Origin of the sequence: Propionicimonas paludicola, from assembly GCF_002563675.1 — a bacterium.
Classification (GTDB): domain Bacteria; phylum Actinomycetota; class Actinomycetes; order Propionibacteriales; family Propionibacteriaceae; genus Propionicimonas; species Propionicimonas paludicola.
The window spans coordinates 2,146,600-2,169,535 of the sequence record NZ_PDJC01000001.1 but is presented as its reverse complement, the minus strand read 5'-3'; the positions used below and the strand labels follow the sequence as shown (position 1 = coordinate 2,169,535).

The following is a 22,936-nucleotide window of genomic DNA, read 5'->3' as shown; positions in this document are numbered from 1 at the left end:
CGAGGAGAGCGCATGACAGTCAGTTTCCCGGTCGTCAGCGACCTGTCTGCCATTCCCGTCGGCGACATGCCGGGGGACAAGGTGCAGATCAGCCACGACCATCTCGCCAAAGCCGAGCACATCTTCCCCCGGTTGATCGAACTGCTCAGCCCCGAACTGGCTGCCGGCCACCGTCCGGTCGTCTCGGTGTGCGGCGGCTCGGGCGTGGGCAAGTCCGAGACCGGCTCCCTGCTGGCCTATGGCCTGGCTCAGCACGGCATCGGCTCCTACCTGCTGTCCGGGGACAACTATCCGCGCCGATTCCCGGAAGCCAACGATGCCGAGCGGCTGCGGGTGTTCCGGTCGGCCGGCCTGCGTGGCCTGGTCGAGGCCGGTGGCTACGACGGCCACGTCCGCGACCTGCTCGCCCAGTTGCAGGCCGATGGGGCGGACGCCGACCCGTCCCAGCTCGGCGAGCATCCCTGGCTGGCCGGCTACCTGCGCGCAGGACGGGCCGCACTGGCCGACTACCTCGGTACGCCGGCCGAGATCGACTTCGCCGAGCTGAACGCGATTCTGGCCGACTTCCACGCCGGCGCGGACACTCTGATGCTGAAGCGGATGGGACGCTCCGATGGCCAGCTCTGGTACGACCGGGTAGATCTGTCCGCGGTTCGGGTGATGGTGGTGGAGTGGACCCACGGCAACTCCGATCATCTGGTCGGCGTGGACGTCCCGATCCTGCTGAACAGCACTCCGGCCGAGACCCTGGCCCACCGCCGGGCCCGAAGCCGGGACGGTGCCGTCGACTCCCCGTTCACCACCATGGTCCTGGAGCTGGAGCAGGCCAAGCTGGCCGCCGCAGCACATCGGGCCAAGATCATCGTCTCCCGCTCCGGTGAGCTGCTCGATTTCGCCGAGTACCAGGCCTCGATGGGCCTTGACCTGCCCGGTGCCGGCCCGATGCTGAACGCCTACCCCGACAGCCTGGCCGGTCAGCTGAGCGGACTGGTGGACGTGGTTCGCGATCCGGCTGTGGCCGGCGCCTTCGAGTCGGCCTACCTGCTGCCGAGCGTGTTCAACACCGATCTGGACCGCGGCTTCTCGGTGATCGATTACGAGCTCAGCCAGACCCTGGTCGGCCCGGACGATCTGCCGGCGCTCGCTGAAGCCGGCATCGACCTGAAGCTCGATTTCATCCTCAACCACGCCTCGGTGTTGTCCCCGCAGTTCCAGGACGTCCTGGCCCGTGGCGACCGTTCGCCCTATGTGGACTTCTTCATCGACTGGAACAAGTTCTGGGCCGGGCACGGTGACCTGACCGAGGGTGGCTACCTGCAGCCCGACGACTACCTGATCAAGGACATGTTCTTCCGCAAACCGGGGCTGCCGATCCTGATGGTCCGGTTCCCCGACGGCCGCGAGGTGCCCTACTGGAACACCTTCTACCAGGAGGTCCGTTACTCACAGCCCGATCCGCAGGAGCTGATGGCCGCCGCCGGCCTGCAGTACGGACGGGCCGAGCTGCTGGCCGCCCGGTTGGCGACCACGTTGAGCGCAGGTGGGCGTCCCGGGGATGCGGACTTCAGCGGCTTCGAGGACGTCCGGGATGCTGTGGTGGACGCCGTTGAGGCTCGGCGACGCTACCTGGGCCAGATGGACCTGAACATCAACTCGCCGCTCGTCTGGCAGTTCTACGCCGACACCTTGGACAAGCTGGCCGGCTACGGTGCCAAGATCGTCCGGCTGGACGCCTTCGCCTACGCCCCCAAGGCCCCTGGTCAGCGCAACTTCCTGAACGAGCCCGGCACCTGGGAGGTGCTGGCCAAGGTCAAGCAGCTGGCCGATGCCCGAGGACTGATCCTGCTTCCGGAGATCCATGCCAGCTACGCCGAGGGCATCCACGAGCTGCTGGCCGGCAAGGGCTTCCTGACCTACGACTTCTTCCTGCCCGGCCTGCTCATCGACGCCTTCGAGAGTCGCGATGCCAGCACCCTGAAACGCTGGATCGGTGAGCTGTTGAGCAAGCGGATCCATACGGTGAACATGCTCGGCTGCCATGACGGCATCCCGCTGCTGGATCTGGGTGGGCTACTGCCGTCCGCGCGGATCGAGTCGCTGATCGAGACCGTGAAGGGCCGCGGTGGGTACGTGAAGGACCTGCATGGCGCCAAGAACATCTATTACCAGGTGAACGCCACCTACTACAGCGCGCTGGGGGAGAGCGATGCTCGGTTGTTGCTGGCCCGGGCGATCCAGCTCTTCATGCCCGGCAAGCCCCAGGTCTGGTACCTGGACCTGTTCGCCGGGCCGAACGACCATGCCGCGGTCGAGCGCGCCGGCGAGGGCGGGCACAAGGAGATCAACCGGACGAACTTGAGTGCCGCGCAGATCGCCGAGGGACTGAACCGTCCAGTCGTCACTGCGCAGCTTGACCTGCTGAAGTTCCGCAACAGCTTCCCGGCCTTCGGCTTCGATGCTGACTGCGAGGTGGGTCAGACCGGTTCCGAGCAGCTGGAGATCACCTGGCGCAGGCAGGGCGCGACGGCCACTTTGAGCGCCGACCTTGCCGCTGAGAGCTTCCGAGTCCATGCCGTCGACGCGGCGGGCAATGAGGTCTGGTTCGGCTGATCCGACCCCGGCACCCGCCGAGCAAACCGGGTGCCGTTCGTTCGGCATTTGGTGCTGTGCGTGGTTCACCTGGAGGTTTCGGCACCTCCGACCGCCAACTAGCCTCAGGTTTCACCCATGCGGCGAGTTGCTCGGGAGGATGTCTTGCTCGGCGATCTCGAAGCCGGTCCGGCGCGCGTCGAGCCGATCCCGGTTCGGCGGCGACGCCGCCGGATCCTGCTGATCGTCCTGCTGTCTGCAGTGCTGGTCGTCGGCCTCGGCGCGGGGGCGGTGGTCTGGAAGGCATCCAGCATGCTGTCCGGGATTGCCCGGGACCCGGACATGTTGCCGACGCCGGAGATCCCGGTGCTGCCGCCCACCCCGGACAGCCCGATGAACTTCCTGGTTGCGGGAGCCGATGCCTCGGACGGCGGGATCTCCCGTAGCGACGTTCTGATCCTGGGGCACATCTCCGCCGATCGACGTTCGGTGTACCTGATGTCGCTGCCCCGAGACCTCTATGTGCCGATTCCGGGGCACGGCAAGAACAAGATCAACGCCGCCTTCGCCTTCGGCGGCATGCCGCTGGCAGTACGGACCGTCGAGAAGTTGCTGGACACCCACATCGAGCACGCCGCCTGGCTGGACTTTGACGGACTGGTCGCGGTCAGCGAGAAGCTCGGTGAGATCACCGTCTGGAACTCCGAGGCCTCGAGCGTGGGTCCCTACCACTTCGCCCGTGGTTCGATCAGGCTCAGCGGGGACGCCCTGCTCACCTTTGTGCGCCAGCGTCATGGCGTGTCAGGCGGTGATCTCGGGCGAGCCGAGCGCCAGCGCCGGGTGCTCAAGGCGCTGGCCGCGAAGCTCTTCTCGAAGGAGGCGCTGTCGCACCCGACGGAGTTGCTGGCAGTTCTCGACCAACTGAGCGGGCTGGTCACGGTGGATGCCTCACTGACCAATGAGGCGATCATCGACCTGGCCGGCAGCATGCACCTCGATGACGGCAGGAGCGTGGTGACCATGCAGGTTCCGATCGCGGGCTACGGGCGTTCGTCGACCGGACAGTCGATCGATCTGGTGGATCGCAAGAAGCTCGACCGACTCATCCAGGCGCTGGACTCGGACTCGGTCGACGAGTACCTGGACGAGGTCGCCAAGGCCGACTCACCCTGAGTGTCCGGTGGGTCGGGCCCGGTTCATCTGAACCTGACCAGTTTCCCCGATACCTGGTGACCATTGGCGTGACCACCGGGTGCACCAAAGCCGGCGGGACTTCCGTCACGACCACCGGCGCTTACTGCGCGGTGAATCAGACTGACCGTCGACGCTGGCGTGTTAGCGATGCATGGGACGACGGATCGTCGGCCTCAGGCGGTGCATGTGCGCTGGCGCGCCCGTACCCCCGACGACCTGAGAGTTGGCTGCAGTGGAGCTGAAGGCCTACCTGGACCTGTTCCGCCACTACTGGAAGAGCATCGTGATCGCCGTGATCCTCGGTGCTGGGGCGGGAGCGGGCGCGTCCTATTTGGTGACGCCGGTGTACGGCGCCACGGCAGCCATCTTCTTGACCGTGGAGAGCGGCGGCTCGGCCGGCGAACTGCAGCAAGGCTCGCTGTTTGCCCGCAACCAGGTCGCCTCCTACGCCATGCTGGCCCAGAAGCCGATCGTCCTAGACCCGGTGATCAAGAGTCTGGGCCTCTCGATGGACTCTCAGGAGCTGGCCACCCTGGTCAGTGCCAGCGCACCCAACGACACGGCCATCATCGACCTCGAGGTGACCAGCACCGACCCGAACGCCGCCGCCAACATTGCCAACGCAGTGGCCGATCAGCTCACCATCGCTGTGGCGGAACTGTCGCCCGCAGGAGTGAACAGCACCGATGCGGTCAAGGCGACGGTGGTCGAGCGGGCTCGAGTACCGGAGTCATGGAAGTCGCCGAAGGTTGTGCAGAACATCCTGCTCGGCTTCCTGTTAGGCCTCCTCATCGGGTTCAGCCAGGCGCTGCTGCGAAACCGGTTGGACACTCGAGTGGTGGTTCCGCAGGACGTCCCGGTGGTGGGCAAGAGCGGGGTGATCAGCGTGATCAACCTGGACCAGGACACGCAGCGTCACCCGGTGGTCTTCCAGACCAACCCACATTCGGCTCGAGCCGAGGCCTACCGGCGGTTGCGGACGAACCTGCAGTTCCTCAAGTTCACCGGCCATGGTCGCTCCATGGTGGTGACTTCAACGGTTCCCGGTGAGGGCAAGACAACCACCGTGCTGAACCTTGCTACCGCCTTCGCAGACGCCGGCGAGTCGGTGCTGGTGATCGACGCCGATCTGCGCCGACCGAGCGTCCACCGCCTGTTCGACCTGGATGACTCGCCGGGCCTGACGGCGGTGATCATCGGTAAGGCCAGCCTCACCGAGGCTGTTCGAGCGGTCGGGAACGGCAACCTACACGTCCTGCCCGGCGGCCAGATCCCGCCGAACCCGTCCGAGCTCCTTGGCTCTCAGTCGATGCGAGACATTCTGGCCGAGGCCGTCGATCGCTACGACATGGTGATTCTCGACTCGCCGCCACTGCTGCCGGTCACCGACGCGGCCGTGATCGCGCGTCTGGTCGGCGGGGCTTTGATGATCGTCGGCTCGTCGTGCGTCTCCCGCCATCAGCTGGAGACCGCAATGAACTCGTTGCGGGCAGTGGACGCGAACCTGCTCGGCTCCGTGATCAACAAGCTGCCGGAGAAGGTGAACGGGTACGGGCGGGCCAGCTACCGCTACAACTACCGCTCGTATGTCACGGCGAGCAAGGACTCGGTGCTGACGATGGACAACTCGGTGAAGCGCGAGGGGCACCGAGCAGAGCCGATTTCGCCAGTCCAAGTTCTCTCCGGCGACTAGCGCGAGACAGCGCTCGACCGCCGTATCGAGACTCGGGTCTCGCCGTGCCAATCGGCTGGCCAGGCCTGTACCAACTACGGGGTGAGCAGGTGCACCAAGCGTCCACCGGCCGTCCCTCAATTCTCCAATGTGCCTAATAGTCAACGTGTTGTCGGCAGCCGGACTCACCTTCGGTGAAGGTTATCCGCCCGCGCCACGAACGGGTGAGTCGTAACGGAAGTGGGGGATCTTGAGCGTTCACACGCCGGAGTCGGGGGCTGGGCCCTGCCGTCTTGCCGCCATGTGGAGCCAGCAGTGAGGGCCACTGTTGCGCGGCCCGGGCTGCGGTACCTGGGCCAGTGGCTTCTCGACGCATCCGCCTGGGTGGTGGCCATTGCCGCCGCTCAGGTACTCAGGCTGGAGTTCTCCTTCGCGGGGATCGACACTCCGGCAACGCTGTGGCTGGCCGCCCTCGCGGCTGTCTGTCAGGGAGCAACCGGCCTTGCTCTGAAGCTCTATCAGGGCCGGTACCAGTACGGCTGCTTCGAAGAGGTACGGGCGCTCTCCTACGCGGCGCTGGTCAGCGGAGCGACGAGCTTCGTGGCCCTGCTGCTCCTGGCACCGTCGCTGAACGCACCGCGCAGCACGATGCTGATCGCACTCCCGATCGCCGTGCTGCTCATGTTCTCGGTTCGCTATCTGGCGCGGCTGAGCCGCGAGGCGCGGCTGGGGGACCGGGCGACCGAGCCCGCCCTGATCTTCGGTGCCGGTGATATGGGCACCTACCTGGTCAGCCGGATGATCACCGACGCCAGCTCGCCCTATCGGCCGGTCGGGTTGCTGGATGACGACCCGAGCCGACGCCATGCGCGAGTCCGGAATGTCGATGTGCTCGGCGGCCTGCAGGACCTCGGACGGGTCGCAGAGAGCACCGGCTCTCGAGTCTTGGTGGTGGCCATCGCCGAGGCCGATTCCACGCTGCTGACCAGGGTCAACGCCTTGGCTGCGCCGTTGGGGATCAAGGTCAAGGTTCTTCCCCCGCTGAATCGGGTGCTGGCCGGAGACCCTCAGGTCGGAGATCTGCGGGACCTCTCCATCGAGGACATTCTCGGGCGGCGTCCGGTGGACACCGACCTGATGTCGATCGCCAGCTATCTCACCGGGAGGCGGGTGTTGGTCACCGGCGCCGGCGGGTCAATCGGCAGTGAGCTCTGCGTGCAGATTCACAAGTTCGGGCCGTCGGAGCTGATCCTCTTGGACCGTGATGAGACAGGCCTGCAGTCCACCGACCTGGCGATCTGCGGCAATGGGCTGCTGACCGGGCAAGAAGTGGTGCTGGCCGACATTCGCGATCAGGAGGCGCTGTTCCGAATCTTCGACGAACGTCGACCCGAGGTCGTCTTCCACGCGGCGGCGCTGAAGCACCTTCCGATGCTGCAGCAGTACCCGAAGGAGGCGTGGAAGACCAATGTCTTGGGCACCAGCAATGTGCTGGAGGCCGCCCGGCGCGCCGGGGTACAGACATTCGTGAACATCTCCACTGACAAGGCAGCCGATCCCACCAGCGTCCTCGGTCACTCCAAGCGGCTGGCCGAGCGGCTCACCGCCCATGCGGCACAGCGCACCGGGCTCACCTACTTGTCGGTGCGTTTCGGGAACGTTCTCGGATCGCGTGGCTCGATGCTGCCGCTGTTCACCAAGATGATCGAGGCCGGTGGGCCGCTGACGGTCACTCATCCTGATGTGACCAGGTTCTTCATGACAATCCCGGAGGCTTGCCAGCTGGTGATTCAGGCCGGTGCGATCGGCAAGCCCGGGGAGGTCCTGGTCCTCGACATGGGTGAGCCGGTGCGGATCCTCGACGTCGCACGCAGGATGGTGGCGATGTCCGGGCGCGGCGACGTGGAGATCGTGTTCACCGGCCTGCGCCCCGGCGAGAAGCTGCACGAGGTGCTCTACGCCGACGGCGAGCTCGACGAGCGCCGAATCCATCCGAAGATCTCCCACACCACTGTGGATCCTGTTGATCCGGGTGACCTGGATTGGGGCCGCATCCAGGAGGCCTGGGGCACGCAGAGTGAGCGAGTGATCGTCGATCTACGGCAGCCCTCCGAGTTGAAGGAAGCAGTCTGATGACCCCGACCGAAGTCGCCGAGGAGTTCCTTCCCTTTGCTCGGCCCGACATCACAGAGGACGAGGTCGAAGCCGTCACGACAGCTCTGCGATCGGGCTGGATCACCACGGGGCCGAGTGCGGCGGCCTTCGAGCGGGAGTTCGCGGACTTCCTCGGACCGGATCTTCATGCCGTCGCGGTGAACTCCGCCACGGCTGGACTCCATCTGGCCCTGGAGGCGCTTGGCATCGGTCCCGGCGATGAGGTCCTGGTACCCACCTGGACGTTCACCGCGACTGCCGAGGTCGTCCGCTATCTGGGCGCCACGCCGGTGCTGGTCGACGTCGAGCCGGGCTCGCTCAACCTCGACTTCGAGGCGGCCGCTCGGGCAGTCACACCCCGAACTAGAGCCATCATCCCGGTCCACTTCTCCGGCCTTCCGGTCTCGCGGACGACGCTGGCGGACTTCGCTGCTGCTCACGATCTGCGGGTCGTCGAAGATGCCGCGCACGCCTTCCCGGTCTACTCCGAGTCACGCCTGGTCGGAGACAGTGCCAGCGATGCTGTGATCTTCTCCTTCTACTCGACCAAGACCATCACGACCGGCGAGGGCGGAATGCTGGTCACCAGTCGACCGGAGCTGGCCAAGCGAGCCCGGACCATGCGGCTGCACGGCATTAGTCGTGACGTCTTCGACAGGTACACCTCGACCAAGCCCAGCTGGCACTACGAGGTGGTTGCGCCGGGGTTTAAGTACAACTTGACCGACCTCGCTGCTGCCATGGGACGCGTGCAGTTGCGCCGGGCGCGGGAGATGGCATCGGCTCGCAAGAGCATCGCCGACCGCTACAACTACGGCCTGGCCGGGCTCCCGCTGACCTTGCCGCAGGGCCCGGTGGAGGCGAACGGCCATGCCTGGCATGTGTACTCGATCCGATTGGGCAGCGACGCGCCGATATCGCGCGATGGGTTCATCGAAGCATTGGTCGAGCGCGGAGTGGGCACGAGCGTCCACTTCATCCCGCTCCATCTGCACCCCTACTGGCGAGACACATACCACCTGGCTCCGGAACACTTCCCGGTGGCGACCGAGGCGTTCGGCAGGGTTGTTAGCCTGCCGATCTTCTCCTCGATGACCGATCACGACGTCCAGCGCGTGATCGCGGCGACCCGTGAGGTGCTCCTCGGCACCGCGGGAGCGCAGTGATCGAGACCGGGATCAAGAAGGCCGACACTCGGGAGCTGGCCGAGTTGCATCGGCGCGCCTTCCCCACCTTCTTCCTGTCCAGTCTCGGAGTGGGCTTCCTAGAGCAGTTCTACCGAGGCTTCGTGGGTGATCCCACCGCGGCCGTCGTCGTCGCCCGCAACAAGCACGGACGGATCGTCGGCGCCGTAGTGGGCACCACCCGACCGGAGCGCTTCTTCCGTCGCCTACTCCTGCGCAGGCTGTTCCCATTCATGATGGTCAGTGCACTGGCGGTGCTGCGACGGCCGAGCATCGCCGGACGCCTCTTCGCAGCGGTGCGCTACCGCGGAGACGGACCAGCCCAGAGCGAGGGCGGACTGCTCAGTTCGATCTGCGTGGATCCCGACCTGCGTGGCGGGGGGATCGGTCGCAGCCTGCTCGCAGTGTGGGAGCTGGAGGCGAAGAGCCGGGGTGCCAGCGTCGCCTTCCTGACTACTGATGCCGTCGATAACGAGGCCGTCAACCAGTTCTACCTGCGCTGTGGCTGGGAGCTCCTGGACGACTTCGTGACCAGCCGAGGCAGGCGGATGAACCGCTACTGTCGGCGGCTGTCCGAGGTGAACGACCGGGACGCTGCGAGGACGATGCGGTGACCAGATCTGGCAGCGAGGCGGTCTTTCGTGCTCGCGATGTGCTGCTTTCTGCGGTGGGGTTGATCGTAGTGTCGCCGATCTTGCTGGTGGCCGCGGTGGCGGTTGCGCTGAGTTCGCCGGGCCCGATCATCTTCAGCCAAGTACGAACCGGCCGATACGGAACCGAGTTTCGGCTCCACAAGTTCCGTACCATGCGGGCGAGCGTGGGCGGATCCCTGGTCACAGTCGCGGGGGATCGACGGGTGACCGGCGTCGGTCGCGTCCTCCGGGCGACCAAGATTGACGAGTTGCCTCAACTGGTGAATGTGCTGAAGGGCGAGATGAGCCTGGTCGGGCCGCGTCCTGAGGTGCCGGAGATGGCCGCCCAGTGGCCCAGCGAGTTGGCTGAGGCGATTGTCTCGGTGCGTCCCGGCATCACCGATCCGGCGACCGCCCTGCTCAGAAACGAGGAGGAGATCCTCAGTCGGTTCGACGACCCGGCCGAGGCCTATGTCTCCTGGCTTCTGCCGCGTAAGGCACGGGCCTACGCCGACTACGTCCGTAGCCGCTCGATGTTGGGCGACTGGCGGATCCTGATCCAGACCGTCCTGGTCGTGCTGAGGCCGGCAGCGCTGCCCGCCGACGCGATCCTGGAGAGTGAGAACTGACGATGAAGCGTGCCCTGATTGTGTCCACTGTCGGTCGCCAGTTCTTTCTGTTTGAGGCGGCCAACATCCGGGTTCTGAAGGAACTTGGCTACGAGATCCATGGAGCAGCCAACCTGGCCAATGAGGATCGGCGACGCCTCGACGCGGTCGACATCACTACGCACCACATTCGGTTCGAGCGCGGTCCGCTGTCACCGAAGAATCTGATCGCCCTGATCGAACTGGTCCGCCTGATGACCCGCCTGAAGCCGGACCTGGTGCACTGCCACTCCCCAGTCGGTGGGGTGGTCGGACGTCTTGCGGCGCGGCTGGCCGGCGTGCCGAAGGTGGTCTACACCGCGCACGGCTTCCACTTCTTCCGGGGTTCCGGCGCGCGGAGCTGGGCGACCTTCTATCCGGTCGAGTGGCTGGCGTCGTTCGCCACAGACCTGCTGATCACGATCAACGATGAGGACTATCGGGCAGCGCAGCGACTGCATGCTGGCGCGACGGTGTTGATTCCCGGCGTGGGCGTCGACCGCGGCCGGTTCGGGCCGAGCCGGCAAGCCCGGGACGACGTCCGCCGCGAGCTGGGGATTTCGGACGACACCTTCGTGGCAGCCAGTGTCGGTGAGTTGAGCCGCCGCAAGAACCACGCTGCCACCTTGCGAGGCCTAGCCCTGGCCGAGGCGCCTGCCCACTTGCTGCTATGCGGGGTGGGGGCCGAGGAGGCCGGCCTGCGAGAACTCGCTGCCGAGCTTCACGTCGACCAGCGGGTGCACTTTCTCGGCTACCGCTCGGACATCGAGCGAGTCTGCGCGGCCGCCGATGTGTACGTGGCGTCGTCACGGCAGGAAGGGCTGCCGATCTCAGTTATCGAGGCGATGTTCGCCGGGCTTCCGGTGCTCTGTTCGGACATTCGCGGGCACCGCGACCTGGTCGCCGAAGGCGGCAACGGCTGGCTCTTTGACCCGGCCGAGCCTCGCGGCCTGGCCCGTCTCCTTGATGAACTCGCGCAGGACTCGGACTACCGGGCCGCCCTCGGTGCCCGGAGCCTGGAGTTGGCCGGTTCCTTTGACCTGGACGCGGTGGCCGAGGAGATGCGTCAGGTGTACCGGAAGGTGACCTCGTGACATCCGTTCGGCTCCCGCAGGGCTACCCGATGGGCGCAGCCCCGGGCGGTCGGCGCAGCGAGGGCGAGTCATGCCTGCGAGGAGGGACGATCAGATGAGGGTGCTACAGCTGCTCTCCAGCCCGGCCTTGTCCGGGGCGGAGAACGTTGCCGCGGACATCTGCCTGATGCTGGCCGAGGAACACGAGTTCGCCTACTGCTCGCCGGAGGGTCCGGTGCGCGAAGCGCTCCAGGATCGCGGTATCGACTTCATCCCGATCAGCGGTCTGACCGTCCGAGGTCTGCGGCAGGTCGTTCGGCAGTTTCGGCCCGACCTGATCCACGCCCACGACGTCCGGGCAACCGCGCTTGCCGCGGCCGCCGGGACGGGCGTGCCGTTCATCTCCCACCTGCACGTCAACAGCGATGACATGCGCACTCTGGGTCCAAAGGCGGTGGTCTATGCCTTGGCCGCACGACGGGCCGCCGCTGTCGTGATGGTCGATCAGGCGTGCTTCGATGGCTATGCGCTTCGTCGGGTGCTCGCGGAACGGACGACGGTGCTGCCCAATGTGGTGAGCGCGAAGCGGATCGATACCCTCACCGGAACCGCGCAGTCCGGTGGCGGATTCGACGTGTTGTTCGTTGGCAGGATCACCGACCAGAAGGACCCGGTGAGGGTGGCGCGGGTCGCCTGTGCCGTACTGCAGCGGCTCGACGAGGCCAGGTTCGGGGTGGTCGGGGATGGGCCACTACTCGCACAGATGCAGGCGGTGTCCCAGGAGATGGGGGTGCACGATCGAACCAGCTATCTCGGCTTCCTCAATGCGCCCTATCAGATCATGAAGGAAAGCAAGGCGATGCTGATGTGCTCGCGCTTCGAGGGTCGGCCGATCGCGGCACTCGAGGCCATGTACCTGGGCCTGCCCATTGTCAGCACCCCGGTGGACGGGATGCGGGATCTGGTCGCTCCTGCGGTCACCGGTTACCTGGAGAGTGAGGACGACGCGCTCGTGGATGCCCTGGTTTGTCTGATCGGCGATGAAGGCCTGCGAGCGCGTACGGCGTCCGCCGCCACCGAGCGCTTCCATCAGCTCAGTGACGAGGCCGGATACCGCGATGCGATCGACAAGCTCTACCAGCGGGCCACTCCCGGCCGGTGTGGCGGCGGGAGCCGTCGGTGACTGGCCGGCGCTGTGCGCACGCCGATGTCACGGTAGCCGCAGGCTGCTCGACGAGAGCCGATGCGTCGTGACGACCCAGGAGTCGCAGATGAGAGCGTTGATGTACCTGCATACGCGCAGCGGAGGCCACTGGCGCTACTCCTGTGAGTTGGCACGGGGCCTCGGCGACCACACCCGGATGGCCGTGGTCTGCGCCAGTGGTGCCGAGCCGGCCGACGGGGTCACCACCCTCCCGGTGTTGTCGCCGATCGACGAAGGCGCCCATGGCATCGCACGCATCGTCGACCGGCAGCTGGTCTACGGCCGACACCTGCGACAGCTGAAGGCGCTCCTAGGCCGTGATGCGCAGGAGTCCGGGCCTGGGGTCATCCACTTCCAGGAGTTCCCGACCTTTCTCGGCGCGGCCGCAGTGGACGTGGCGCGACGCGCCGGATACCGGACGGTGGTCACCGTGCACAACGTCCAGCCACACGAGACGGACCTGCTGGCCCGGCTGCGGCAGCGGGACGCCGTGGCGGCCTGGGCGCGCGCCGACCAGCTCATCGTGCACACCGAGACGCTTCGGTCACAGTTGCTCCAGATCCTGCCGAGTGCGCAGGTCGCGGTGGTCCCGCATCCGATCTGGCCGGTCGCGCCGTCCCCTGAACCGGACCAGCCCAGCGACTACCTCTTCTTCGGCGTGCTGCGGGAGAACAAAGGCATTCTGCATTTCTTGAACGCCTTGGCGGCGCTGGACAACCCGACCGCCACTGTGGCCGGGGGTGGCTCGCAGAAGATGGTCGACGACATTCAGCGACGGATTGAAGACCTCGGACTTACTCGCTGCGACTTCCGACCGGGCTACCTCGTCGACGAAGAGGTAGCGCCGCTGTTCGCCGCGCACAGGGTGCTGGTGGCGCCGTATCAGGGGTTCGCGGCTCAGAGCGGCGTGACCCATCTAGCGATTGCGCACCGCCGGCCGATCGTGGTCACCGATATCGGCGGTTTGGCCGAGCCGGTCAAGAAGTACGGCGTCGGCGAGATCGCCCCCGACCTCGCCGAAGGGCTCGCCCTGACCATGCACAAGGCCGGTCTGCGTCAACAACACCACGCATATGAACAGGGCTTCACCGACGCGTTGGCCAAGCTATCCATCGATGCCGTCGCCGCGTCCACCGTCGAGGTCTACGAGAGAGCCAACCATGCCCGATCTGCCTGACCAGCGGTCCGGGCGCCGGATCGGCGACGAGTACGCCTCGGTTTGGGCCTGTGGCTTGGTCTTTCTCGCGTTCTTCCCGTACCCGGCGGTGTTCTCCCTTGGCAACAGTTGGGGCTTCCAAGCCGCACAGCTGGTCTGCTTGCTGCTGCTGGTGGTGCGGCTCCCGCACGTCATCAAGACAAGGTCGGCCGTGGCCTACTTCTGGCTGGTGGGTCCGATCCTGCTGGCCTATGGCCTGGCTGCCTTCGCCAATCAGCTCGAGAGCCCGGACACCGCATTCCGCACGTTCATCGTGACTGCAGTGACGCTGCTGGCGCTGCCGGTGTTCGGAGATCTCCTACGCAGCTTCGTCAAGGACTGGCTGCCGTTCCCGGTGGCGATCGCGATGATGATCAACCTGGCCCTAGCCATCTACCAGATCATCGAGTTCGGCCGCGGGGTGTTCCCGTTCATCGAGTACTTCCACAACCCGAGCTTCGCCGATCTGCAGTCGATCACCGACGTCTACACCGCATACGTCGCCCGGCCCGGTGGGGTGTTCCCGGAGCCGTCGGCCATGTCGGCCTGTCTGGGGCCATGGGGCATCGTGTTGCTCGGCAATGCGGTCGATGCCAAAGGGAGATACCGCGTCATCTCGCTGGTCGGGGCCTTCGCCGCGGGAGTTGCGGTGGTTCTCAGCACCTCGGTCTACGTCGTCGTGGTCATGGCCGGATACGCCGCTGTGCTCCTGTTCAGCAGATACCGCAGCGCCATGGCGCTGGGGGCGGTGGCTGCGCTGGGAGCCGTGATTTGGGGCGTCAGCCTGGTTCCGTCCTCTGGTCGCTTGAGCAGCGGAGGGGACGCTTCGACCCAGTACCGCTACGAGGCGCTGGTCTCGGCACTGCAACTCCCGATGGAGAGCTTTCCCCGGCTGCTGGCCGGGTTCGGCCCAGGCCAAGGGGTGGCTGCCCTCGGGAGCAGCAATCACGGCATCTCCGCCGTGGTTTCGATCCTGATGAGCTGGTGGCTGGAGGGCGGACTCATCGTGGCTGTTGGTGTGGTGGCGCTGGTCGTGATGGCCTGGCGTCGAGCCGAGACGAGCTCGGCTCGGATCGCACTGGTTGCCTGGCTGGTCAGCGTAGGTGCCACCACCGGCTACCTGGCGCTGCTGCCGCTGTGGCTTCTACTGGCGTTCATCCTGGACTGCGGAGGTCGGTTCCGATCGCGCGATGAACCGGCTGTGCCGGCGGCGACTGAGTTCCAGCTGACATCGGGGGTGGTCTGAGATGGCGAAGGATCGGCAGTTCGGTCTTTCTGTGGCGGTGTTCGTCGTGCATTACGGCGATCCGGAACGATCGGTGCAGGCGTTGGCGTCGTGCCGCGCCCTGGACCCGGGGTTCGGGGCGCTCTTCCTGATCGACAACTCCGGCAACTGGCCACTCGACGACACCGGTGACTATCGGGTCCTCCGGCCGGGGCGGAACCTCGGTTACGCCGGCGCGGTGAACCTGGCCGCCGATGCCGCACATGAGGGTGGCTTCGACTACCTCTGGGTGCTGAACAACGACGTCACCGTGGCGGAGGATGCATTGCAGCACTTCGCCCAGGCACTCGCCGCGCACCCAGAGGCCGACATCGTCGGCTCGTATGTGTCCAGTGGGGGGCACTGCTACTACGGCGGCGGCGGCTTCAACTGGCGCACAGGCCGACCCTGGCACCTTCACTTCGGGGTGCCGATCGACACTCTTCCGCGAGGCGGAGTAGTGACGACCGACTGGATCAACGGTGCGAGCATGCTGATTCCGGTCAGCGCCATCCTGACCCGCGGCCGGTTCGACGAGAACCTGTTCCTCTATAAGGAGGAGTTGGAGTGGCAGTTGCGCACCCCCGCCGCCCGTGCAGTGTTGGTCCGAGAGTGCCTTGTCGATCATGAGGTCGGTGCGACCACCGGCTCCACGGCCGGCGCCCTGGGTGGTGCCTTCATGGCGCGAAATGCCTTGTTGATCGCCGGTCAGCGGCGCGGCCCGAGCAAGTGGCGCTGGCGAGCCGAGGCCGTACTGTCGACGGTGCTGTACCCGCTCCTTGCGGGTAACCGTGGGCAGCTCGCCGGAGCACTTATCGGTGTCCGCTTGCTGGCAGCCGGCCCGGCAGTGGTCGTCCAGCGGATCGCAGATCGGGGGCAGCGGTGAGAGTGGTCTTCGTCTTGCCGGGCTATGCCACTAGCCCGGTCGGCGGGTACGCAATCGTCCACCAGTATGCGAACTACCTCAGCGCCATCAACGGCGTCGAAGTGCATATCTACTATGACCAGCTCCGGCTGAGTTATCCGGGCAAGCAGCTGTCCACCGTCGCGATCAAGCACGCCATTCACAGCGCCTATCGAGCCCTCGGCAGGACCGGCCTTGCCCGGTTCCGGCCGTGGGAGAGCCTGGATCAGCGGGTTCAGTGTCATGGTTCGCTGGCTCACCTGCGCCGGCTGCGACTCTCTCCCGCCGATGTGCTGATCGCGACTGCGGTCGAGACCGCAGAGTTTGTCACGGACGCGGCCCGCCGGACTGGCTGCTCCGGCTGGTATTTCCTGCAGGCGATCGAAGACTGGGGGGTGGGGGAGCCCTACCTGAAGCAGACGATGCGGCTGCCGCTGCGCAAGATCGCGGTGGCCCCGTGGATTCGCGACTACTGCCTGGATGTCGGCGAGCCCTGCGAGCTGGTCATGAATGCTGTGGACGCGGATGGCTTCCCGCTCGGTGAGTTCGGCCCGGCGCGGAGCTACGCCTGTGCCCTGCTCTCGCCGGGGATCCCGCGTAAGCGCACCGATGTGGCGATCCAGGTCCTGAACCGGCTGGCCGAGGCGCAGGTGCCGGCGATGGCCTTCGGCACCTGTGATCGTCCTGCTGAGCTGGACGAGCGCGTGCTGTTCCACCAGAACCCGAGCCGGGAGTTGCTGGTGAGCATCTATCAGCGCTCGCGGGTGTTCTTCTGCGTCAGCGAACAGGAGGGCTTCGGCCTGACCCCGGTGGAGGCAACCCTCTGCGGCTCGGCAGTGGTCTCGACCAACAACGGCGGAGTGGACAGTTACGGCCAGTCCTTCGTGGTGTTCACCGGAACTCCCGACGTGGAGGTCACGGTGGACGCGGTGCGCACGCTGATGGACGACCCTGAAGCGGCCCGGCTCCGAGCACTTCAGGGACGCGCCGAACTGCAGGCCTACACGCCGCAGCGGGCCGCGGAGAGCTTCACCGACCTGATTCTGGGTCGATGAAGGCGGCCTCGGCGGACATGGCCTCCAGCGCAGCCAGGCGTGGAGTGCGCGGCGGTGGGATCAGCATCGCCGGCCAGGGCGCGAAGATCATCCTTCAGGTGGTCGGGACGGTGGTGCTGTCCCGGCTGTTGTCCCCGGCCGACTTCGGGTTGTTCGCGATGGTGGCGGTGTTCGTCTCGCTGGGAGAGCTGTTACGAGACTTCGGACTGCCGACCGCGGCTCTGCAGCGATCCGAGCTCACCCATCCGCAGGCCAGCAACCTGTTTTGGGCCAACACGGCTCTCGGGCTGCTTGTCGCCGGGGTTCTGGTGGTCTGCGGGCCATTGATCGCTCTCCTCTATGCCGAGCCGCGGTTGCAGGAGATCCTGCCGGTGATGGCCGCAGTCTCTGTGCTCAACGGGATGCAGGCGCAGATCCAGGTGGGGCTGGTCAAGAGCATGCGCTTCCTGGCGTTGGCTGTGACCGATGTGACCGCGCAGACCGCCGCTTATGCCGCCGGGATCGCCTGTGCAGCCTTCGGGATGGGGTACCGTGCGCTGGTCGTCCAGGCGCTGCTGGGCGCTGCTGTTCAGCTGGTTGCCCGGTGGGTCCTTGCCGGCTGGCGTCCGCAGTGGCCGCAGCGGCGGCAGGGGACTTTTGCCCTCGTCCGGAACGGCGTGAACTTCGGCATCGCCAACCTGCTCACCTTCGCCTCATCCAACATCGACACGGTGATGATCGGCGCACGGTTGGGGGCTGTCGAGTTGGGCTTCTACAACCGTGCCTTCCAGCTGCTGATGAGCCCGATCTCGCGACTGGTGGCCCCACTGTCCGAGGTTGCCATCCCGACCCTGCAAGGCTCGGTGGCGGAGCGTCGCAGCGTCCAGCCACTGCTGCTGCGCGCTCAGTCGTTACTCGCGCTCGTCCTCGTCGGGGTCTTCATGACCCTGGCCACCGCCAGCCAGTGGCTGATCCCGTGGGTGCTGGGCAACCAATGGGCACCCAGCATCCCCATCTTCAATGCGCTCGCGGCTGGTGGCTGCTTCTGGGCGCTGTCGAATGTGAGTTTGTGGTCATTCGTAGTGCTGTGTGAGAGCCGCGAGCTGCTCCGCTACAACCTGGTCACCAAGACCGCGACGATCGTGATGATCGTGATCGCATCCAGCTTCGGTGCAGAAGCGGTTGCCTGGGCGTTCACCGTCTCGCTGATGTTGAGCTGGCCACTGAACGTCTGGTGGCTGGACCGAAAGGCTGGGCTGACTGCGTCGGCGTTCCTGCGCAACGGAGCGGCCATCCTGGTGCCGGCCCTGGCCAGCTACGTGCTGGTCCGGCTCTTCCAGTTCGTCGTGGGGGCCGCGCTTGCCGATCATGCGCTGGCACTGATCTCGATCGGCGCCGCTGCCGCGCTGTACCTGGGCTTCATTGCGGTGACGACCTCAGGTCGAGCCACTCTGCGGACCGCGGTCTACGATGTCAGCCGGATGATGGGATTGGGCAATGCTGCCGGCAGGTGACAGTCGCCCGCCCGCCCGCTCGGGCCGTCGTGGTGGCGGCCAGGCCAGCCCGTCCACCGCCACCATCTCACCCCTGGAGCGAAGCCATGCATCCTGACCGGCCTCTCCAGGCGATCATCCGGACCACCTCTCTGCACGGCGGCAACTACGGCGGGGTCCTGCAGGCCTATGCCTTGCAGACCGCTGTCCGAAGTCTGGGCATCGAGGCGGCGACCGACGAGTCGACGCCGATCGCAAGCCGCCAGCACGCGCTCGCCCAGCTGGCGCAGCGGGCCGTCTCACGTATCGGCGGCCCGCCGCTAACAGACGGAGCTGCGCTGCGTAAGGTGCATGCCGCCCTGGACCCCTTCGTGGCGTCGAAGCTTCGCACGGTCAGCCTGTATCGGCTCGGCAGCCAGCCGGTTCCGGCCCGGCTCGACGGCGTCGGACAGTACATCGTCGGCAGCGACCAGGTCTGGCGTCCGAACCCCTGGCTGGACTCGCTCTGCCTCGACTTCCTCGGAGATGACCCCGCTCCCCGCCGGGTGGCCTATGGGGTCTCCTTCGGAGTCGACACCCTTGAAGAGGGCGAGCGCGGCCGGCTCGAGGCACGGGGGCCGCTGATCCGCAGGTTCGCTGCCGTCTCGGTGCGCGAGGAGTCCGGGGTTCAGCTGTGCCAGGACCTGTGGGGTGTGAGGGCGCAGTGGGTCATCGATCCGGTCCTGCTGCTGCCGGCCGATCACTATCTCGACCTCATCGGTGCGGAGGAACGTGCGGGGACGGGCCTGCTCACCTACGTGCTGGACGACAGCGCGGCCAAGGGTGCACTGATCGCCGAGGCAGCCGCTCGGCTGGACCTGCCGGTCATGGTGGCGGCGCCGCCGGAGGTGCGATCAGCTCGCGACTATCGAGCAGAACCTCAGCGCTGGCAGCGACCGTCCATGGAGACCTGGCTCTCCGGCTTTACCCGCGCGGAGTTCGTGGTCACGGACTCCTTCCATGGCGTCGTCCTCTCGCTACTGTTCGGCAAGCAGTTCCTTGCGATCGGCAATGTCGACCGAGGCCTGACCCGCTTCGAGTCGCTGCTGGGCCGAGTCGGCCTGAGATCGCGCCTGATCTGTGAAGGCGACCCGCTTCCGGACCTCGGTGAGCCGATTGCGTGGGACGGCGTCCGGGCAGCGATCGCCGATCAGCGCGCGACGAGTTGGGACTTCCTGAGTCGCTCGCTGGACGTGGACGGCGCCTCTCGGTTCAGGAGCTGAACCGGTCGGCGACCAGCCGGACAGTGTACTGGAGGCGACGGATGATCCGTCGACCCAGGGAGGTGTCCAGCCGTTGGTAGCGGGTGATCCCGGCCATTGTCGTGCGAAGGTAGCCGGAAAGGTCGCCGGTCGCTCTCGCCGCGGCAAATGCCGCATGGCTGTCGGCGGAGAGTCGTCGGCGCTGCCTGATCAGCCGAACCCGTCGTTTCGACACCGCCGATGCGTCGGGCGACACTCGCTTCTGGGGGACTGATAGTCCCGCGGCTAGATCGTCGGCCAGTCGCACGGCCAGGCCCTCGCGGCGATGCCGGAAGCCTCCGGCCTGAGTCAGCGCGGCGTCGTCGGCGCTGAGGCTCTCGATCCCGATCTCGCCGGTCGCTGCGGCATCGTCGAAGTAACTCTGCAGTGATGGATCCCGACAGATCACAACGTTGGTGCCGTTCGAGTTGGCCGTGAATCGGGGCAGCCACGCGTCGCCGAAGCTGATGCTTGCGGTCTCGGCCACCACGTCATCGCAGAAGTTGCAGCACTCCGGCTGGAACAGGCCATGTCCCCAACTACCGCCCACCAGCGAACGTACCTGGCCGAAGTGCCAGTCGGTTTCGCCGGCGCGTTTGGCCCCGAAGTCGTAATCACTGGCGGGACGGTCGGGCCGCTTCACCCGGAAGTCGATGTCCTCCAGTTCTTGAGGCGGCACCCCGATCTGCCAAGCCAGAGACTCGGCGAAGGCCTGGGTCTTGTAGTGGCCACACACGAGGCCGACGAAGACTGTCAGCTTCTGGGCCAGGGCCGGCCGTTCCACGCACAAGGCGCGCGCCGCTTTGATGAAGCAGGGCAGCCCGACCAGCGCGAACTGTCCGTCCAGGTTCTCCACGCGGGAGAGGACCTCGCTCATCGTGGACGCGTAGTACGCGGACTTGCGCGAGGTAGGCGACGCCGGGTCGGCCGTGATCTGGTAGGCGTAGATGCCGGGGCCGTCGTCGGCATGCCCAACGCTGATCACGCCGGCCACACGTCCGCTGTCAATCAGCCGTTGGGCGAACCACGAGGCGAGCCCACCGGAGCTGCTGGCGAGGGTGTAGCCGGGGTCGCTCACTCGGCCCGCGAAGATTGCGCTGTACTGGCCGAGCAGGGCGTGGTGTTGGGCCGGGGCTTCCGAGCTGGCGGCGCCGAGGCTGTCTTCGCTGGGGGCCTCGTCGGAGAACGGGCACACCCTGCTTGCTGCGCGGATCTGGTCCTGCGTCGCGTCACCCAACTCTGCTCGGTACATCCGAAGGTCACCCAGGGTCACCCTCACCGCGCCCCCCGATGCGACTTCGCAGGCTCCGCAGCCGACGCAGATGCCTCGGTCCAGCGTCTCTTCTATCCGATGGGTCACCTCGTCAGCATCGCTGACCGACGGTTTCGCTGCATTACCGAACGGAGCCAGGCACGAAACTTACCCACGCACATGGTCACCTTTGCGCGCGTCGCTGCGGTCCGGGCGCCCGCTCAGCCGGCTGCGGAAGTCGGCCGGAGACCCAGCGCCCGGTGGTCGGCCGCCGGCCCGCTCGCTCGGAGCTCCCGAGTTGACTGGTCGGGGTCGTCGGCGTTGGTCCCCGAGCGTGACAACTCCGCGGTGGCGACCGACCGGAGCCGCTCCAACTCAGCAGCGGCCCGGGTCAGGAACTCGACGAACTCGGCCAGGTGGGCGGCACGCTGGCTGCCTAGATGCTCGGCGAACTGCCCGCTGCGCACGGCGTCCAAGTACTGCAAGTCATCGAGCGTGCTGGACACCTCCGACTCGATTTGGCTGGCCCGCTGGCGGGCGCTGGACAGCAGGCGCTCCCGCTCGGCGCGGGCATCTTCGACGATTCGCTGGGCGCGGTCCCGGGCCGTCTTCTCGATCTTGTAGGCCTCGGCATGCGCCTGGATGGCGAGCTCGTCGGTCAAGGCTGCGGTCCGAGCCAGGAGCAGCGTGGCCTGGTCGGAGGCGTCGGCCAGCAGGATTCTGCGCATCTCCGGGCCGTCCACCTGGTCGGCGACCCGCTGCCGACCTGACCGTGACTCCTCCGTCGACGTGCCACCGACGGACACCAGCGAAGCTCGACGCTCTTGAAGTGAGTTGGACATCATCGATCCTTACGGGTTGGTCGGTAGCGCGGACTCGTCCGTTAGTTTCGGCCGTCGACTGATGGCTGAAGCTCCGAGGCAACACTGTGCTCGGCGATTGCGGCGATGAGCGGGGGATGCCCGCAATTGGCGCAGAGCTGATTCGAGCGGTGGTCGTGGACTTGGTCCGGCTGCTGGTCCACCTCCGTGACTGTGCCCGCCCGAGTTGGTCAGGGTCTGGTCACCGGCCCGCCGGAGGGCGGCCTCCCGGCCACCGCAGGACCCACTGCGACTCCGGCAGCCGGATCTCGGCCAGCTCGACGCCCAAGACCTGCCGGCTCGCCTTCCAGCCCACACCGGGTGTGACGGCTCGGGCCACGGCGTCGAGCATGGCCAGCAGCCTGGCCACTGCGGACGTCGCTGGGCAGTCTCCACGGACCTTGCGAAGGTAGCGGACGCGGCTCACGGCGCGAGCCTGACGGTCCTGGACGGACGGTGTCGACCCCCCGGGCCGCGGGATCAGTCGGCCCGCCTCGACCGGCAACAACCAGACCCCGCCTTGTCGCTGCGCCCGCCGGCACAGGTCGTCATCCTCGAAGTGGAGCTCGAGGCTCTCGTCGAACCCGCCCAATGCCTCGAAAGTGGTCCGCCGCAGGCACAACAGGTCCCCGCTCAGCCGCTCGACTTTCACCGGGCCGTCCGAGCCGCCCCGGACCTGAGCTGCGTAGCTGCGCTCGCCGTGCAGGATCCTGGACAGCTCTCTGTGCACAGTCGCGGTCTGGCGCACATTGGCCATTCCTTGTCGTTGGTCGCTGATCACCGCACCGGCCCACACTGCCGAGGTCGCCGGCGCATCCGCGCACAACTCAGACAGCCCGCGGCGCAGCTTCAGCCGTGGGTTGACCAGACAGATGAAGTCGACGTCAGGAAGCAGGGCGGCGCCGAGGTTGCAGCCTCCGGCCAGTCCCAGGTTCTTGTGCGGGTCGAAGTGGCAGACCCGAGAGTCGCGCAGGCCGACCTCTGTCACGACTGTCCGGGTTGCCTCGTCTCCGGCATTGTCGATCACCACGACGGCAGCAACCGCCTCGTCGGCGAGGATGCTCGTGAGGCAGTCCGCGATCGAAGGCGCCGACTGGTGGGTGACTACGATCGCGCCGACTCGCGGTTGTGCTCCGGGCATGCATCGCTCCTGGTGATGTCGTCTGCGCAGCCCGATACCCGTTCCGAACGTCAAGAACTCGTTCAGCAGAACCGGATGCCCAGCCGCATCGTGGGATGCCATCGAATTCGATCCGAAGTGGCGCGCATCGATACTTGTGAAGCCAGGTTTGGCACCGTGATGGT

Annotated in this window: 18 protein-coding genes; 15 read left to right on the top strand and 3 right to left on the bottom strand. The window is 66.6% G+C overall.

Annotated features, from left to right (window positions below):
- Positions 1–12 precede the first annotated feature (12 nt).
- The 15 genes from ATK74_RS10060 to ATK74_RS09990 all read left to right on the top strand — a co-directional run bounded on the left by ATK74_RS10060 (position 13) and on the right by ATK74_RS09990 (position 19,501).
- Positions 13–2,610 carry a sucrose phosphorylase gene (locus tag ATK74_RS10060; RefSeq protein WP_211283343.1) on the top strand — a complete coding sequence of 866 codons (2,598 nt, stop codon included), beginning with the start codon at positions 13–15 and terminating at the stop codon, positions 2,608–2,610.
- Between the two features lie 117 nt (positions 2,611–2,727).
- Positions 2,728–3,762, top strand: a complete 1,035-nt coding sequence (locus tag ATK74_RS10055) for an LCP family protein (protein ID WP_098460900.1) — start codon at positions 2,728–2,730, stop codon at positions 3,760–3,762.
- A 253-nt stretch (positions 3,763–4,015) separates the two neighbouring features.
- Positions 4,016–5,476, top strand: a complete 1,461-nt coding sequence (locus ATK74_RS10050) for a tyrosine-protein kinase domain-containing protein (protein WP_169923813.1) — start codon at positions 4,016–4,018, stop codon at positions 5,474–5,476.
- 294 nt (positions 5,477–5,770) lie between these two features.
- Entirely contained in the window at positions 5,771–7,588 is a 1,818-nt protein-coding gene (locus ATK74_RS10045) for a polysaccharide biosynthesis protein (protein ID WP_211283342.1), read from the top strand.
- On the top strand, positions 7,588–8,775 hold the full coding sequence (locus ATK74_RS10040; RefSeq protein ID WP_098460898.1) for a DegT/DnrJ/EryC1/StrS family aminotransferase: 1,188 nt from the start codon (positions 7,588–7,590) through the stop codon (positions 8,773–8,775). The genes ATK74_RS10045 and ATK74_RS10040 overlap by 1 nt, the downstream gene beginning before the upstream one ends.
- The gene (locus tag ATK74_RS10035; RefSeq protein WP_098460897.1) at positions 8,772–9,407 is read left to right on the top strand and encodes a GNAT family N-acetyltransferase; all 636 of its coding nucleotides are present in this window, start codon (positions 8,772–8,774) and stop codon (positions 9,405–9,407) included. The genes ATK74_RS10040 and ATK74_RS10035 overlap by 4 nt, the downstream gene beginning before the upstream one ends.
- On the top strand, positions 9,404–10,054 hold the full coding sequence (locus ATK74_RS10030) for a sugar transferase (protein ID WP_098460896.1): 651 nt from the start codon (positions 9,404–9,406) through the stop codon (positions 10,052–10,054). Before ATK74_RS10035 ends, ATK74_RS10030 begins: the two co-directional genes overlap by 4 nt.
- A 2-nt stretch (positions 10,055–10,056) precedes the next feature.
- Complete coding sequence (locus ATK74_RS10025; protein WP_098460895.1) at positions 10,057–11,166, top strand: glycosyltransferase family 4 protein; 1,110 nt, start codon at positions 10,057–10,059, stop codon at positions 11,164–11,166.
- Between the two features lie 94 nt (positions 11,167–11,260).
- A complete protein-coding gene (locus tag ATK74_RS10020) occupies positions 11,261–12,328 on the top strand; it encodes a glycosyltransferase (RefSeq protein ID WP_169923811.1) in 1,068 nt (355 codons plus the stop codon).
- Entirely contained in the window at positions 12,264–13,526 is a 1,263-nt protein-coding gene (locus tag ATK74_RS10015) for a glycosyltransferase family 4 protein (RefSeq protein WP_342745450.1), read from the top strand. Before ATK74_RS10020 ends, ATK74_RS10015 begins: the two co-directional genes overlap by 65 nt.
- Positions 13,510–14,790 (top strand): hypothetical protein, encoded by a 1,281-nt coding sequence (locus tag ATK74_RS10010; protein ID WP_098460892.1) that lies wholly within the window; start codon positions 13,510–13,512, stop codon positions 14,788–14,790. Before ATK74_RS10015 ends, ATK74_RS10010 begins: the two co-directional genes overlap by 17 nt.
- A 1-nt stretch (position 14,791) precedes the next feature.
- Positions 14,792–15,694, top strand: coding sequence for a glycosyltransferase family 2 protein (locus ATK74_RS10005; protein ID WP_098460891.1), 903 nt, complete (start codon positions 14,792–14,794; stop codon positions 15,692–15,694).
- Positions 15,691–16,767, top strand: coding sequence for a glycosyltransferase family 4 protein (locus ATK74_RS10000; RefSeq protein ID WP_143483627.1), 1,077 nt, complete (start codon positions 15,691–15,693; stop codon positions 16,765–16,767). The genes ATK74_RS10005 and ATK74_RS10000 overlap by 4 nt, the downstream gene beginning before the upstream one ends.
- Positions 16,764–18,260, top strand: a complete 1,497-nt coding sequence (locus ATK74_RS09995; RefSeq protein WP_098460889.1) for a lipopolysaccharide biosynthesis protein — start codon at positions 16,764–16,766, stop codon at positions 18,258–18,260. Before ATK74_RS10000 ends, ATK74_RS09995 begins: the two co-directional genes overlap by 4 nt.
- 86 nt (positions 18,261–18,346) lie before the next feature.
- Positions 18,347–19,501: a polysaccharide pyruvyl transferase family protein gene (locus tag ATK74_RS09990; RefSeq protein ID WP_098460888.1), complete on the top strand. Its 1,155-nt coding sequence runs from the start codon at positions 18,347–18,349 to the stop codon at positions 19,499–19,501.
- Here ATK74_RS09990 and ATK74_RS09985 read toward each other — a convergent pair.
- The 3 genes from ATK74_RS09985 to ATK74_RS09975 all read right to left on the bottom strand — a co-directional run bounded on the left by ATK74_RS09985 (position 19,491) and on the right by ATK74_RS09975 (position 22,772).
- Positions 19,491–20,771: a Coenzyme F420 hydrogenase/dehydrogenase, beta subunit C-terminal domain gene (locus tag ATK74_RS09985; RefSeq protein WP_169923809.1), complete on the bottom strand. Its 1,281-nt coding sequence runs from the start codon at positions 20,769–20,771 to the stop codon at positions 19,491–19,493. The two genes, ATK74_RS09990 and ATK74_RS09985, sit on opposite strands and share 11 nt — an antisense overlap.
- A 221-nt stretch (positions 20,772–20,992) precedes the next feature.
- Positions 20,993–21,613 (bottom strand): F0F1 ATP synthase subunit B family protein, encoded by a 621-nt coding sequence (locus ATK74_RS09980; protein WP_098460886.1) that lies wholly within the window; start codon positions 21,611–21,613, stop codon positions 20,993–20,995.
- A 220-nt stretch (positions 21,614–21,833) separates the two neighbouring features.
- A complete protein-coding gene (locus ATK74_RS09975; RefSeq protein WP_098460885.1) occupies positions 21,834–22,772 on the bottom strand; it encodes a glycosyltransferase family 2 protein in 939 nt (312 codons plus the stop codon).
- Positions 22,773–22,936 lie beyond the last annotated feature (164 nt).

Excerpts from the sequence above, each read along its gene's own strand:
- ATK74_RS10010 (WP_098460892.1), top strand. The coding sequence starts at position 13,510 with ATGCCCGATCTGCCTGACCAGCGGTCCGGGCGCCGGATCGGCGACGAG.
- ATK74_RS10005 (WP_098460891.1), top strand. The coding sequence starts at position 14,792 with ATGGCGAAGGATCGGCAGTTCGGTCTTTCTGTGGCGGTGTTCGTCGTG.
- ATK74_RS09990 (WP_098460888.1), top strand. The coding sequence starts at position 18,347 with ATGCATCCTGACCGGCCTCTCCAGGCGATCATCCGGACCACCTCTCTG.
- ATK74_RS10015 (WP_342745450.1), top strand. The coding sequence starts at position 12,264 with ATGCGATCGACAAGCTCTACCAGCGGGCCACTCCCGGCCGGTGTGGCG.
- ATK74_RS09985 (WP_169923809.1), bottom strand. The coding sequence starts at position 20,771 with ATGTACCGAGCAGAGTTGGGTGACGCGACGCAGGACCAGATCCGCGCA.
- ATK74_RS09980 (WP_098460886.1), bottom strand. The coding sequence starts at position 21,613 with ATGTCCAACTCACTTCAAGAGCGTCGAGCTTCGCTGGTGTCCGTCGGT.
- ATK74_RS10055 (WP_098460900.1), top strand. The coding sequence starts at position 2,728 with ATGCGGCGAGTTGCTCGGGAGGATGTCTTGCTCGGCGATCTCGAAGCC.
- ATK74_RS09975 (WP_098460885.1), bottom strand. The coding sequence starts at position 22,772 with ATGCCCGGAGCACAACCGCGAGTCGGCGCGATCGTAGTCACCCACCAG.
- ATK74_RS10020 (WP_169923811.1), top strand. The coding sequence starts at position 11,261 with ATGAGGGTGCTACAGCTGCTCTCCAGCCCGGCCTTGTCCGGGGCGGAG.
- ATK74_RS10025 (WP_098460895.1), top strand. The coding sequence starts at position 10,057 with ATGAAGCGTGCCCTGATTGTGTCCACTGTCGGTCGCCAGTTCTTTCTG.
- ATK74_RS10040 (WP_098460898.1), top strand. The coding sequence starts at position 7,588 with ATGACCCCGACCGAAGTCGCCGAGGAGTTCCTTCCCTTTGCTCGGCCC.
- ATK74_RS09995 (WP_098460889.1), top strand. The coding sequence starts at position 16,764 with ATGAAGGCGGCCTCGGCGGACATGGCCTCCAGCGCAGCCAGGCGTGGA.
- ATK74_RS10060 (WP_211283343.1), top strand. The coding sequence starts at position 13 with ATGACAGTCAGTTTCCCGGTCGTCAGCGACCTGTCTGCCATTCCCGTC.